Genomic DNA, 15788 nt, shown 5'->3' on the forward strand with positions numbered 1-15788 from the left:
TAGAGGTGCTGACTGTTTTCAGCGATCCTTTTAATCAAGTATCTCTTAAGAAAGTTACTCCCTATTTTCTACTGCGTTATTTACGACACAAAGTTCAAGGGAAACTGATAAGTAAAAAATCAAAGTTGGCTAGGCTGAGATAAAGATTTTATAAAGATTATTGAAAACGATACCCTACGCCACTTTCTGTAAGTATATGTAAAGGATTATTAGGGTCTTCTTCAATTTTCTTACGAAGCGTACCTACAAATACGCGTAAGTACTGTGTTTCTGTCACGTAACCCATACCCCAAATTTCTTTAAGAAGATATTGGTGAGTTAAAACTCTCCCTTCATTCTTAGCGAATAGACAGAGTAGTTTATATTCGGTAGCGGTAAGTTTAATAGGTATATCATTACGCATTACAGACCTTGCGACAAGGTCAAGAGTAATATTACCTATTGATAGAACAGCATTATTTTCTGATTGGTTAGATCTTCGAAGTGCCGACCGAATTCTTGCTAATAATTCACCTGTTCGAAAAGGTTTGGTTAAATAATCTGTTGCTCCATTATCTAAGGCTGCAATAATATCATCTTCACTATCAATTACCGAAAGGATGATAACAGGCTGAGTATACCATTCGCGTAAGTCTTGAAGTACCTGATGACCGCTTTTATCTGGTAAGCCTATATCCAGTAAAATCAAATCTGGAGGATGACTCGCTGCTAAGATTAAGCCCTCTTTTGCAGTTGAGGCTTTAAGTACTTTATAATCATGACTCTCCAGATTGATTTGAAGAAGCTTTCTAATTTGTGGTTCATCATCTATTACCAGTATTTCAGCCTTATTCATGTTCCAAATTTAAACTATTAGAGAATTCACAAGGAATTTCTAATGTGAATTGCGCACCACCCTGTTTCCTATTTTTTAGATATATCTTTCCATTCATAGCTTCAGTAAACCCTTTTACTATAGAAAGGCCCAATCCCGTTCCTCCTACCGATGTATTGGCAATACGATAGAATTTTTCAAAGACTTTATCAATCTCGTGTTCCGGAAAACCTGATCCGTTATCTGAAATTGTAATTATACAATGAGTTGAACTAATCGTTTGGTCTATCGTGATAATTGATTGTTTGGGGGTATGCTGAAGGGCGTTATGAATTAAGTTATAAAGAATGTGTTCTAAAAGTCCGGCATCAAGTTTAGCTAGTGGCATATCGTCTTGAGTATTCACTAAAATTTGGTGTGTAAAACCATCATCCTTGCTAAGCTTGACCGTTTTAAAAATAAGCTCGTTCAAATCTATCCAGTCGTATTTAGGTTGAATAAAACCTGCTTCTAGCCTGCTAATACTCAAAAGGTTTTCAACTTGCCTATTCAAACGAAAACTTGCAATTTCAATCTCTGTATATAAAGCTTCGCGATTAGTTGTAGAGAGCTTAATCTGCTGGTCTCGTAGGGTATCCAAAGAGCCTATAATGGTTGCAATTGGTGTTCTAAGTTCGTGAGAAAGTGAATTAAGAAGTGTATTGTAAAGCTTAATTGCTTTTTCCTTTTCTATCTGATCTCTTTCATTACGCTCTACCTGCCTTATTTTGTAGGTAAGCACCGCATTGATAGAAGCAATAACAAAATACATTAAAAACATTAAGGCATCTTCTGGAGTTGCTATTTGCAAATACCATATAGGAGGAATGAAAAAGAAGTTCCAGAACAATGCGCTTAGCAGTGCTGAAAGCATCACCGGCAGAATATCAAACAAAATCGCATTGAGTGAAACTACCAACAATAAGATTAGTGCTACAGCCCTATACCCTATCAAACCGGCAAACGGAAAGCAAATACCACCAACCAAAAGCACTGCGATGAGAGCAATAAAGTATTGTGTTCTTTGGCTATATGCCCTGGTTTTTAAAATTAACAACGATTAAACGATTTGAGTTTCAATATTCGATAGTCATTTGCACAGTATTGTATAACGGACAAAGTAAAATCAGAATATTCTGAAGAGCAAGCGCTGAAAACAATATTTTTAAATCAGTTAAATGCTCAATTATGTTGGTAATATTCTCGATTTAATCTAAACCCAACGTCCCAAATATCTTTATACATGGGTTCTTTATTTTGTAACAAGCGCTTATGAATATGATAGGTTACATCCATCCAGTCATCTCCTTCGTCCCAAAGCGGTTGTATTAATTGACGTTCCCAAACCATATAAACTTCTTCAAGTTTATTAAGAATATTATTTTGTGAAAAAGCCAAATTAACTTCTTCTTCCAAATCGTTATTTAGGTTATAAAGATTCACTCCAAACCTATCTAGCCGCACTGTTTTAAAATTTCCTAACCGCACACCAGACTGTTCTAATTTACGCCAGAATAATACATTATGGGGATCACCGATATTTTTGAATGTCAAATACGGCAATAGGTCGACTCCATCTAGGATTTGGTGTTCTGGCTTCTTTATGTTCGCTGCAGCAAGTGATGTAGTAAAAATATCTAAAGATGATGAAAGTCCTTTAAAATGATTTCCTCCTGGGAAAAGTTTGGGGTAACTAATGAAAAATGGAACTCGGTGACCTGCTTCAAACTGATTTCCTTTCCACCCTTTAAGCTTGCCTGAACTTGAAAGATTATTGTGTGCTCCGCCATTATCGCTCAAAAAATAGATTAATGTGTTCTCACGAAGATTTAGGTCTTCCAGTTTATTTATTAATTTTCCAATATTTTTGTCCAAAGACCAAGTCATAGCTGCAAGCTTTTGACGTGGATGTGATTTATATTTTTCTAAATCTTCTGCCTTAGCATCCATTGGAGTATGCACGGCATTGTACGCTAAATACATAAAAAAAGGATGCTCCCCATTTTGCTCCACATAATGTACAGATTGATCGCCTAGTACATCAGTCATATAACCATCGAAAATTACCCATTTACCGTTGTGTTGTAACATTTTTTCTTTGGTTGGATTTACTAATGGAAAATAGGAGCGACTACCAGCCAAAAACCCATAAAATTCATCAAAACCCCGCTGATTGGGATGATCTGATATATCACTTCCTAAGTGCCATTTACCTAACGCATAGGTATTATAACCGTTCTCTTTAAAAACATCAGCCATAGTCATAACCCCATCGCTTAACCCAATACCTCCAGTTCCGTTTGCTTCAAAACCAAAACGTTGTTGATATCTTCCAGTAATTAGCCCTGCGCGAGAGGGAGCACATACTGTGGCACTAACGTGTGCATCTGTAAATACAGTCCCGCTTTCTGCAAGCTCATCAATATTAGGAGTTTGTAAGTCTTTGCTTCCCATAAATCCAAAATCGATATATCCTGCATCATCGATAAGTATGATAATGATATTCGGAGGATTTTTATCAATTGGATCTTTGTTTATTTCTTTAAACGAAGTAATTCTGGTAAATCCTAATGCTTGAGTGATTACTAATAAGTATAAAAATTTAAATACAAGCAATTTGTAGAAATATGTCAATGTTTAAAACTCTCCTAATTTTTAACTAAACTAAAATTTTTGATTGGCATGTATTTATTAGTCCCTGGTTTATTAGAAGCAATAATGCCTAAAGTTACCTGAGATAATTCACTGAGTTCAAAATTAAATTGATATACGTAATTATTCATAGCTCCTATATTTTCACTTATTTGAATGAATTCAAGGGTTTTATCAGAATCTTCAATTTCCGAAACATCTGGCAATTCTGATCCTAAAGCAGCTAATATGTATAATTGGTCCTCAGTATTCCAATTTCCTGCTGAAGTATGAACTGTATACGTATAAGTTCCAGCATTTAAATTTAATCGTTGAAAAATTTTTGCATTCACGAGGTCTGGAACTCCACCATAACCGCTAACCATATTCATTACATCACCACCTTGCTTATCTATATTACCATAGCTACCGTGATAAATTAAAGCTGCAGTATTATGAATCCAGGAAGCAGGAGTAGAATAGCGCTGTCCAGAGTCATTCGCTATTTTAAAGGGTTGTGATGAATTTTCAAGATAAGGAGGCTCGCTTATTGGGAGTGATGGCACAATTGAATCATATGCAGTAAAAAAAGAATCAATGCTTAAAGAATCCGGTTTATAAACAGATCGATATTTAAATGCATTTCCTTCCATAAAATTACGTAATGTCAAGCTTGAGGTTTCAAGTGGTATTTTAATTAATTCATTACGACCAAGACTATTTTTGTACTCAATTTCTGTGGACACAATCCCAGAAGTAACATCTGCCTCTACAAAAGCTATTTGAACTGAATCTCCCATCAGCGAAGATTGAGTTAATGGCCTATTACGCAATGATGCCTTGTAGCGCTCTCCATAGACTTTACCAGTGACGTAAGTAGGTACCGAACTATTGTTTGCTGTATCATATGTCCTAATCTCAAAATTATAGATATTTTCAGGTAGGTCTTCGATAACCTGGTTAATACTATCATTAATTCTATTTTTATCGATAGGAAATTGAACACTATCACGTCTATTAGCCCAAAATACGGTATAAGAAGATAGTTTTGGATCAGGAGAAAGTAAACCTCTTAATAGAATTCGGTTGTCCCCTGAAAAGGCCATAACAGAATCCATTTTACCAGAATATATTCGCTCTCCCTCGCCTACATATTTAAGAAATTCATCTTCTTCAGCACAGCTAGAAAGAATTAAAAGTGTACCGAAAAAAAAACAAATATTGTAAAGATAATTATATATGTTGCTGTTCATTTTTACTGTTATTAAATTAAACCTATCTAGGATCACCATATACGCGCATTTCGGCAATGGCTAGTCTACCTGTACCTCCCCAGTTTTCTAAATTATTTATGCGTAAATAGCGATATTTAGGTGCTGTGATTGGTATAGGCCAATTAAAACCGTCTTGGGCAAATTCTATATCTTCATTATTTTGCTGAGTCAATGGAAGACCTGAAGGTTTAATAACTTCATAAGTGCCTAATTTATCCCAACTATCAAAACTACCATCCGGCGATGGGTTGTTTGACCCCCAAATCTCAAACTCGCGCATATTGAAATGCCAGTAATATGATAAACCGGAACTTTGTTGTGGATAATCCCAGATTTTGACTCTACTAAGTTTAATTTCTTGACCGAGATCAATTGTAAATGAATGTGGTGCTGGTGGGGAAGCATCGGTAATGTAAATTCTAGGCCAGCCTCTAAAGTTATTGTCAAAAAGCCTATCTAATCCAAAGCCAAAATCATTTGTTGGAGCATCTCCTGGCAATGGGTATCCGGCATATTGACCGGCGGGAATTTCTGCCTCAAAAATAGGTTTAATTGTTGTGAATAAAGTATCTGAGGTATTTAGAAACCTATCTCTTATAGTAAAGGCAAGCTCATAATTTAAGGTATCTAGACCTCTGACATTTCTGTTTATTTCGTTGGTAGATGTATAAATACTATTACCGTTAGCTACCCAATCATCATTATCATCTTTTTCCATAACCAAAATGGCAATTTCAGCACGGTCAGGGTTATCAGCCTCTATAAATAATCCACCAAAATCTGCTCCAACTTTTAGGCTTCTAAAAACATCAAACAAAGCTGATTCTTTTGGGTTAATTGTAACAGTGATAGGATCTGAGGCTACCTCACTTCGATTAACAGTATACAATTTAACTTCATACTCACCAGCATTAGCATACCCATCAATCATCACGCTTCTATTATAGTAAGTAGCTTTAACTTCCATTTCACGTCCTGTTTCTAAAACGTAAGTAGCTTTAACATATAAGAGATTAGGATCATCGGGTAATTTATATTTGATTTCTGACTTTCCTGCAAGATTGACAACAGTAACCTCAGATACCTGATTAGGTGGATTACTATTATTTACAAGTGGTTCATTTGCATTCTCGTCGCTTGAGCAAGCTGAAAGGATAAATACAAAATACACTAAAAGACAACCATTTTTAATTAGTACGTTTTTCATAATTTTCATCTTTACATTTAACATCATTACCAACCTGGATTTTGAACTAGATTTGGATTTTGCAATAAGGTGTTTTCCGACAAAGGCCATAAATAATCCCTAGGTGAGACGAATCTTTGTTGATTTAGGGTACGGATTTGATAGTATTCTGAGTCCTCATCACCTAAATAATTCCAACCAGAAATATCTTTATTAAATTCTTCTGAAGCTCGCTTCCACCTTCTTATATCCCAAAACCGCTTACCTTCAAAAGCAAATTCAATCAGACGTTCTTGTTGTATAATATCTCGCATTCCTTCTTTAGAGGTGTATTTATTAGGGTTAGATGAATACGTAGACCACGATTCAACTACACCTTTTAGACCGGCCCTGCTCCTAATACGATCTACATAATCCAATACGGTAGACGATGGTCCTTCAACTTCATTAAGTGCCTCTGCATAAATTAAATATAAGTCTGACAGTCTAAGCATGGGCCAAGCATAACCCCTATACGGTGTTCCTGTTGTATTTGTCATTCTCCAGTCAACCAATTTTCTAATATAATACCCTGTTACATTGTATAGTACCCCAGCATTACTACCAGCATAATCACTAAATTTCGCACGAACAACCCAAGTATTTTCATCTGATCTAGAGGGGCTATCTTGCTTATAAAAAGTACTACCATCAAATGCTAAACTTGCATAAAATCGTGGCTCTCTATCAAAATTGAGGCGAGCCGAACGATACCCTTCAAGAATATTGTATCGATCTTCACTTGTTGCGACTCTCAGTTCAGTTTCATCATTAAAGTTTAGCGTTTTGTCCTCGTTAATTGGTACACCGTTTTTTGAATGAAATTCCTTAGCTATTTTAATAGGTGGTGATAAAATCTTTTGACATAAAGAATGGTTATAATCTGGACTTACAGGAACCATGCAGTAGTACTGAAGAGTATTGGTTAGGCTGTTTGGATTAGACCAAATTATTTCTGGATTCCAACGTTCTGTAAATGCTTGACTATAACTTAATTTTGTAAGGGTAGTATCTGATAAATCAAATTGATTTTGTTCAAATTCGTACAGTTTCGCTCCCACACCTTCTGCCATTTGTATAGCTTCTAAAGCTGCATTTGCAGCGATTTTCCACTTTTCTGGATTGGGTGTTGTATTAACCAGTTCGATTCCTCTACTATCTATAAAACCAGCATAATCTGGATTACCATTGAAAAGCGGGCTTGCGGCTAGTAAGAGTACCTCAGCTTTAATTCCTAAGGCAATAGGTTTTGTTATTCTCCCTAGTTCATTTCCGGTGTCAAGTATCTCAGAAGGTAAATCTGCAACACTTTCATCTAGAAGATTGACGATAAAACTAACTACATCATCAACTGGTTCTCGATAAATATTAATTTCTTCTGTAGAAGCTTCAATAGGTATATTTTTATCTATTATAGGAATTGGGCCATACATTCTCATTAAATAATAATGATAGTATGCTTTTAAAAATTTAACTTCTGCTATCCATCGACTACGTTCATAATCTGGTAAGTCAAGAACTTTAGATTCATCCTCCAAGTTTTCAATGAAAATATTGCAATTACGAATTCCCTGAAAGATGGAATAATTATTACTAGGGCCTGCTCCCCAGTTGTTCCCATCCCATACATTAAATTCTGGAGTTCCTACATTTTGATTACCCTTGGCAATTTCAAAATTAGCAACATCCTCAAGAGTTAATTCATTTTTCCACATTTCGTCTCCAGCAAGCATTCCTATGTTAAAACGAACATCTCCTTCCTGAGGTAGGTAAGAATAACAAGTAAAAAGAAACTTTTCTGCCTCATTACGAAGTGTAAAAGCATTATCAATTGTTGCGACATTATCAGGAACCACATCCAAATGAGGTTCACAAGATTGGAGCATTACGGTTAATATTAACGTAATTACTAAATATAATTTGATTTTTATTGAGCTCATATAATTTTAAAGATTAAGATCCTTACACTAATTAAAGTTTTGCGGTTATACCAACATTGTATACAGATTGAATTGGATATCCCAAACCGTTTGCTCCCTGTTCTGGGTCCCATAGGTCAAATGCACTCCACACCGCTAGATTGATTCCGCTTGCGTAAATTCTAAAGCTTTTTAAGCCAAATTTTTTAATTAACTTCTCAGGAGCGTTATATCCAACCTCCACATTTTTAAGTCTTAGAAAATCACCGCTACGCATCCACCAAGTAGAAGCTTGATTATTATTCACCTCCTGTTGAGTACTCAGCCTAGGCCAGAAAGCAAAGACATCTCTATTTTCTTCAGACCAATGGCTATCAGCAATAGCTTGTAATAAGCCACTCTCCGAACGTCCGTTAATAAAAAAAGGCTGAATGAGAGAAGGATTAATAAAGAAAGAAGAACCTGCAGACCCTTGAAGAAAGAAACTTAAATCAAATGCTTTATACCCAACTGTACCTCCAAAACCATAAATTAATTCAGGGGTTTGGGGCTTTCCGATTGGCACACGATCTGAGTTGGTAATTTGCCCATCACCATTAACATCAAGATATTTTATATCCCCTCCTCGTACATCACCAAATTGTGTAGGAGAGTTAGCAACTTCTTCATCATCGACAAATAGTCGCTCTGCAATTAGACCATAACCCTGCGATACGTTATTACCTTTACGTTGCAAATAAGATAAATTTTCAGGATAATTAATCTCTGCAAATTCTTTAATCTCGCTTGTCGCAAAGGTGAAATTCCCTCGAAGACTCGTCCACCAATCACTAGAAATTTGTTTATTGAATTCTATTGCTCCGTCTATACCTCGACTTTGAACTTGCCCAAAATTTGTTGAAGGAATTGCCTGTAGTCCCAGCGTTGGACTTACATCGGCGCGCTCTTGAAGAATGTTTGTTCTGTTTTGTATAAAGGCATCAAAAATGAAATCAACAGAATTAAAAAGTTCAAAATCTAATCCAAGATTAATCTGTTCTGAACGTTCCCACGTAATTCTACTATTTGCATAGCGGTTTATTGATACACCAGGTCTCGAAAAACCAAAATCTTCTCCAAACCTCGCACCGTAAGTTGTATTATTAAGATTAACATTTGACAAGTAAAAAAACCGATCCTCAGTTCTTCCTATCTCATCATTACCAATAAAACCATAAGTCAATCTTAGTTTTAAATCTGTTATAATGTCCTTATTCTTAAAGTTTTCAAAGTAAGCTTCATTAGATATGCGGTATGCTACGCCAAAAGAGGGAAAAAAACCATAACGATTACCTTCTGAAAACTTTTCAGAACCATTATATCCAAAATTTAACTCGGCAAGATAACGATCATCATAACCATAAGTAAATCGACCTGATATACCGTGATTTCGGGTAGGCAAGGATGCCTGAACGCTCCCATTATTACCTGTTTGATAACTACTAATCAAATTTAGGAGTAACCCTGAAACAGCATGTTTATCATTAAAAGTGCGGTTATAATTGATAGCAGTCTCATTATAAATACGAGAATCAAGATTTTTACCTAATTCTTGAAAATCTAGAAATTCGGTTCCTACTGTACCAATTGATGCTTCGCTACCATCATTAATCACTGATAGTATAATTTCTCCCGTTTCTGGGTTTCTTCTTGAACTATAATAAAATGGATTGTATTGTCGCGCCGTACCGAAGTTAGAGAATCTTCTAATATAGCCCATGGAACGTGCACTTAAACCCTCGGTTATAAAATCAAGCTTTTGTTTAATTTCAAATTGGGCCTGAACTGTTGAATTTTTAAATTCCTGATACCCCCTGACCATCTCCGCGTAAGGATTAAGTGCCAATACACCACTTCCAGGTCTGGTTTCAGCTCCTCCGAAAAGAGGATGCGCAACAAATGGTTTAAAATTGGACGGGTATAAGTCTGGAAATAATACAGGGTTAGAATATAATGCTAGATTAAAAATACGCTGCCCCCCTCCTACAGGTCCTGTATAATCATCAAACTGACCATAAACCCTAATTGTTGCTTTAGTAGTCTCAGTTAAATCAATATCAATATTGCTCCTAATAGCATAATTAAAAAGCTTAATATTATTATTAAAATCATTTATTCCATTAACATTAAGTAGGCCATTGTCGATATTTAACGTCCCTGCAATATAATAACGAGCGCGTTCACTACCTCCGCTAGCACTTAAATTATAAGCCTGATTCCAAGTATAGTCTTTAATGAGCTGGTTTATCCAATTGTTATTAGGATATAGTAAAGGATTATCGCCAGCGATTGTTCTGTCTATTTTATTTTGAGAATAGGGTAAGGGTGCTAAAGGATCTCGTGTTAAAGTCGCCTCATTAGCCAGCCTCATATAAGTTATATTATCGGCAATTTGAAAATTATCGGTATTAGAAGAAAACCGATTTTCTATTCTGAAATCAAATTGAACCTTCCCTACTTTACCACTTTTAGTGTCAACAAGTATTACTCCATTAGCCCCTCTCGCACCATAAATTGATGCGGCAGCGGCATCTTTAAGTACAGAAAATGATGCAATATCATCAGGTTGTAATCGAGCAAGATCTGTAGAATTTGACTCTATACCATCTATTAAAATAAGAGGGTTTCGTTTACCTTGTCCGAATGACCCCAAGCCCCTGATAAAAAAATCTGAATTATCAGCTCCTGGCTCTCCGGACCTTTGATACCCTATAAGCCCAGCAACCCGACCTGCCAGTACGTTAGTTAAATTGCTTGTTGGCGTCTGCAATTCTCCTACTGGAACTGTAGCTATTGAACTAACTAAACTTTCTTTTTTTTGCGAGCCTCCGAAACCGACAATAACCAATTCTTCAAGGGATTCAGTACTAGGTTCTAGCACAACATCTAATGTGCTTTTGTCTTCAACTTTAATTTCCAATGTTGTAAAGCCTAAGTACGAAAAAACTAATATAGCGTTTGGTCCTGAAACCGTAAGCTCAAAATTACCATCAAAGTCAGTATCGACCCCGTTTTGCGTTCCTTTCTCTAAAACAGAAACCCCGGGTATCGGTCCATTCGAGTCTGATGATCGAACAACTCCTTTTATTGTCTGTTGAATATTCTGAAATCCATTGCGAGCCTTTTTAGTTTCGGCAAATACAGAATTATTAAAGACTAAGATTAAGCTTATTAAAATTATTGAAGCACGTAAAAGTTTTACCATTTATAAAAAATTTATTATTCAAATACAAAAGCATTATCATATCGACACTCAAATAGTTAAAAGCTAACATTATACGCATCGAAATCGTTTGAGTAAATGTATTATTAAATATTCGTTAAAAAATGGACGTTTATAGCCAATAGATGGAAAATAATACGGTTTTGCAGGAATATCAAATGGTTACATAACAAGTGTATACAATTACACTTAATTAGTAATATGCTACTTAAATACAATAAATAGTTGTAGGCTTTTTAACAGCCTAATTTAATGGATAATATTACTGCATAAAAAAAAGCGCTTAGTTGTAATTAATACTACTAAGCGCTAAACAGGGGGTGAATTATATCTAATGCGGTCTCTTAATAGGATAAGAAGCGTTTATTTTCTCTAAGTGCTTAAAAAGTTTAACACTTAAATCTTTGACCATTTTAGGATTATTATCGGCTAAATTATGTTGCTCAGAAATATCATCGTGAAGGTTATAAAGTTCATAGCTATCAGTTTCGTAAAAATAAATCAACTTTAGCGCTCCCATTCTAATGGCTGAAGCTGGCCCTCCCCCTTGTGGACTATAATGCGGATAATGCCAATAAATACATTCTCTCTCCAAAGGTTGACCGTTTAAAACCGGCACAAGGCTTTTACCCTCTAATTCATTTGAGTAAGTATTATCGATTTCCGAAAGCTCCAGTAAGGTTGGATAAAAGTCATAACTGATCACGGGTTCTTGAATTATTGAACCAGCTTTACTTTTAGTAAGAGGGTCATATTTTATAATCAAAGGTTCTCTTATACCGCCTTCATAAATCCACCCCTTACCTCCGCGCAATGGTTTATTTGAAGTCACACCATATCCGGGATTCGATAAGCCTCCATTATCTGAAAAAAATACAATTGCGGTATTATCAAGCATACCCAATTCTTTAAGTTTGTCTTTAACATCCCCAACGACCGAGTCCATTGCCCAGATCATAGCTGCATAAGTGGCATCGTTCTGTATGCTTCTTTCCTTTATTCCCTTATTTAGTGAATATTCAGCTTGTTCAGGAAGTCCCAGTTTTTCTCTTCGTTTTTCGAATCTTTCGACTAATTCTTTTGGAGCTTCTATTGGGGTATGAACATTATACATTGAGAAAAATAGAAAGAATGGATCTTTACTGTTCTTTTGCTCCTCAATAAATGCTACTGCCTCTCTACCTAATCTGTAAGGTAAATATTCGCCATCAGGACCATCCTTTAATCTTGGATTATGGTATGGTGAAAAAAAACTCCCTGGATTTCCTTTTGACCATCCAGCAATATTATTATCAAAACCTTGATTTTCCGGCCAGTACTCTTCGGTTTCACCTAAATGCCATTTTCCTATAAACTGGGTTTTATAACCACTGTTTTGAAAAGCTTCGGCCATTGTAAACTCCTCCAAAGGCAAATAAGCGCCAACACCCGGTTGAATCATTTTTTGATTCTGTCTATTTTCATATTCTTGAGCTCCTATCCAATTACTAATATTAACTCTTACATCAGCAGGATCTTTACCAGACATAATACTCGCCCGTGTAGGACTGCAGACAGGATTAGCTGCATAGGCATTCGAAAAACGTATACCTTCTTTGGCAAGTTCATCTATCCGAGGTGTTAAATAATATTTACTTCCTTGGATTCCTAAATCTGACCACCCCAAATCATCTACAAGTATAAAAACAACATTAGGTTTTTGGGTTGAATTTTCAATTTGACTAAAACTTATCGAGCTCAAAAGCATAATAAGCCAACTTAGAGATTTGAATATATTCATAATTTCATTGATTTTAAATTTATTATGGTTGACTATTGAAGAATATTCAACAGCTCTTTTGGAGTTATTTTCTGGTTAGGAGCGAATGCTTTTGAATTCATGTATTTCAAAATACTGTATTTTAGCTGGCGCGCTGCCGGACGATTGTCAAGATTCGTACTTACATCCATACTACTGAAGAATAGTTTGCCTTCACCAACTTTAGCCTCAAATAGAGTACCTAGGCTTCTATTGGTTACAAAATTATCAATCACTCGTACTACCGGTTCTATATCTAAATCATCTAAAATAATTGATTTAGAATTTTTACAGAGATCCCACCATTGCCATTGCGTAAATTCTTGAGTTGGAAATTGAGCTAAAGATTTGTGTTCCTTATCGATAAGCAACCCCATCGTCGCTGGTTGGTCAGGAAAATGGACGGGGCTCCAAAACACTGGCACAAACCTACCTGTTACACCTTTCAATTGCTCATAATCTGGATTAAGAAAAACGGATTTGCCCTCGTTCAACAATTTAATTGCCTCTTTAAAAGAACGCGTTACTTCAATAATTGAATTCTCGTCTAAAGACAAACGCTTCGGATATACCCAAACAGGCCAATGGTTTTTAAATTGAGTTCCTTCTAAGGCTACAGACAAAGTCCATTCTTGAGCACGGTCAACATCTATATCAACCTTAAAATTTCCAAGATTAATATTATTCCCTATTGAAAGATTAATATTTTCGAATTGAGATTCTTGAATAACTTCACCCGTATGACTTGTTAACTTTACGCTTAATGTTTGGCTTTTTAATTCTTTATAAAAATTGGCTACTTCGAGCTCAACGTTTAAAATATCTCCACTTTCATAATTTGCTTTGTCAAATCTTACCAATGGAACAAGGGCACTATTAAACTCTCTAAATGATTCTCCTGAAATAATTCCTTTGGACTCCCAAAAAGCATTAAGAAGTCCTACTAAAGCGGTTCCTTGACCTGGAAAATCCTGTAGTTGCAATAACTGAAATCCATCAAAACTTGGTGTTTTAAGTGCTCTTTCAATTTCTTCCTTATAGAGCATTGCTGCTAATTTACCAGAAGCTTGGGTAAAATCTGAGGCAAGATTCAATAATCCTTTTTGCTCTAAATCATTTTTAACTGCTATAAAATTTAGCGGAGATAAAACGCCGGTATATTTCTCAATTTCTGAAATATCTGGATAAACAGAATATTGACCAATCTCATGAGAAATTAAAGGTACTTTGATATGTTCGCTTTTACTATTAAAGTCTGCCTCGAAACTTGGTGAATAGTCATTAAAAACTCCTTGACCTCTAATCCAACCCTTTTCAGTCCATTGTGCAATAAAAAACTCATCTTCTTTTTCAGGCCTTGTACCTGCCGGCTTTTGAAAAGAGAAAGACGTTGTGGCATACAAATGTCTACTATCCTTTTCTTTCAAAGTTGACACCATAGAATTCAAAATACTGAAATCCCCTTCAAGTTCATTACCCATTGTCATCATTAAGAATGAGGGGTGATGCCCGTAATCCTCTATAATTTTATCAGCTTCTAATTTTAAAAAATCGGTGGTTCGCTTGTCTTCGCCTACTTTCAAGCTCCAATGTGGTAATTCTACTTGAAGGTACATACCTATTTTATCCGCTGCGCTGAAGGCAGCTTCTGGAGGACACCAGCTATGAAATCTAATATGATTCAGCCCATAATTTTTTGCTTGTTCATACAATTTCATCCATTCATTCTCAAGCATTGGAGGTCTGCCGGTTAACGGAAAGATCACACACTCTAAATTCCCTCGAAGAAATATTCTTGATCCGTTTAGAGTAAGCATCGCATTTTCATTTTTAATCTCCCGATGACCAAAAGTGGTTTGAATTATTTGATCCCGAATTTTAAGAGTTGATTTATATAAAACGGGATTAAACTCGTCCCAAGTTTTTAATTCACTTGGAATTGGTAATTCAAAAAACATGGTGTCCCCATCAGACTCAATCTTGTCCAATTTGGTTTTGAATTGTATTTGTCCAGATAAGTTCTCGATTCTAAACTCTATTTCATCTGTAATTTGATCTTTAGCATTAAAACTGACTTTAAGATTATTATTTTTTATATCAGAGTGGATCTGTAAATTTTTTATATCCTTATTATCAGATACTCTCAAATGCATTTCACCTAATATTCCATTCCATTTGATTTGAGTGTGATTAGTATATCCATGAGCCATTTCTTGATTTACTTCTAATGGATATCTATTTCCTATGACATTAATGTTAGGATATAAGTCTGAATTATCTATTAATACAGTTAATGTATGTTCACCGGGTTGCAACAGGTTTTTTAAATTATATTCATGACTACCTACTAAACTTTCTTTAGACCCTATTTTAACAGAGTCAATATAAAGTGTAGATCTCCACAAAATCCTCTCAAAACCTATTTCAATATCCTTATCCTCCCAACTTTTGGGTATTACAATACTTTTTTGATACCAAGCCTTACCGATATATTGATGGTTTCTTGTTAAATTAGAAAGGACCATATTATTAAGTGCGGGAGTTAAGGTATCCTCTGCACCTATTTTAGCTTCATCAAGGGTTCCTGGAAGCGTAATTTCAAGTCCTTCTAGTTTGGAATTAAACCATTCTTTTTCAACCCCTTGATTCAGTGAATCTAGTCTTACGTTCCACTTTCCTGCTAGATCAATGATCTGATCAGAATTATTTTTTATTTGCTCAGATTTAATTATGTTATCACTACATGAATGTAAGAGAATCATGATACATCCCAAGAGTGTAATCTTTGCTATTTTATTTAGTGTCCTTTTCATCACAATGCTTTAG

The 15788-nt window shown here is 35.5% G+C and carries 9 protein-coding genes; all 9 read right to left on the bottom strand.

The features are described 5' to 3' along the window. Nucleotides 1-157: 157 nt before the first annotated feature. The 9 genes from HCN54_RS12365 to HCN54_RS12405 all read right to left on the bottom strand — a co-directional run bounded on the left by HCN54_RS12365 (nucleotide 158) and on the right by HCN54_RS12405 (nucleotide 15775). Nucleotides 158-835 (bottom strand): response regulator, encoded by a 678-nt coding sequence (locus HCN54_RS12365; protein WP_167598037.1) that lies wholly within the window; start codon nucleotides 833-835, stop codon nucleotides 158-160. Beyond that, nucleotides 828-1910 (bottom strand): ATP-binding protein, encoded by a 1083-nt coding sequence (locus HCN54_RS12370; RefSeq protein WP_240924883.1) that lies wholly within the window; start codon nucleotides 1908-1910, stop codon nucleotides 828-830. Before HCN54_RS12370 ends, HCN54_RS12365 begins: the two co-directional genes overlap by 8 nt. 125 nt (nucleotides 1911-2035) lie before the next feature. Further along, nucleotides 2036-3487, bottom strand: coding sequence for a sulfatase-like hydrolase/transferase (locus HCN54_RS12375; RefSeq protein WP_167598038.1), 1452 nt, complete (start codon nucleotides 3485-3487; stop codon nucleotides 2036-2038). Nucleotides 3488-3501: 14 nt separating this feature from the next. Further along, entirely contained in the window at nucleotides 3502-4776 is a 1275-nt protein-coding gene (locus HCN54_RS12380; RefSeq protein ID WP_167598039.1) for a DUF4998 domain-containing protein, read from the bottom strand. Further along, the gene (locus tag HCN54_RS12385) at nucleotides 4760-5974 is read right to left on the bottom strand and encodes a DUF5000 domain-containing lipoprotein (protein ID WP_240924884.1); all 1215 of its coding nucleotides are present in this window, start codon (nucleotides 5972-5974) and stop codon (nucleotides 4760-4762) included. The genes HCN54_RS12380 and HCN54_RS12385 overlap by 17 nt, the downstream gene beginning before the upstream one ends. Before the next feature lie 17 nt (nucleotides 5975-5991). After that, a complete protein-coding gene (locus HCN54_RS12390; protein ID WP_205881689.1) occupies nucleotides 5992-7923 on the bottom strand; it encodes a RagB/SusD family nutrient uptake outer membrane protein in 1932 nt (643 codons plus the stop codon). Nucleotides 7924-7954: 31 nt separating this feature from the next. Continuing rightward, nucleotides 7955-11146, bottom strand: coding sequence for a SusC/RagA family TonB-linked outer membrane protein (locus HCN54_RS12395; RefSeq protein WP_167598040.1), 3192 nt, complete (start codon nucleotides 11144-11146; stop codon nucleotides 7955-7957). A 349-nt stretch (nucleotides 11147-11495) separates the two neighbouring features. Continuing rightward, nucleotides 11496-12944 (bottom strand): sulfatase, encoded by a 1449-nt coding sequence (locus HCN54_RS12400; protein WP_167598041.1) that lies wholly within the window; start codon nucleotides 12942-12944, stop codon nucleotides 11496-11498. A 32-nt stretch (nucleotides 12945-12976) separates the two neighbouring features. Continuing rightward, on the bottom strand, nucleotides 12977-15775 hold the full coding sequence (locus tag HCN54_RS12405) for a sugar-binding domain-containing protein (protein ID WP_167598042.1): 2799 nt from the start codon (nucleotides 15773-15775) through the stop codon (nucleotides 12977-12979). Between the last annotated feature and the right edge of the window lie 13 nt (nucleotides 15776-15788).

It is taken from the genome of Leeuwenhoekiella sp. ZYFB001, assembly GCF_011784865.1.
GTDB lineage: Bacteria > Bacteroidota > Bacteroidia > Flavobacteriales > Flavobacteriaceae > Leeuwenhoekiella > Leeuwenhoekiella palythoae.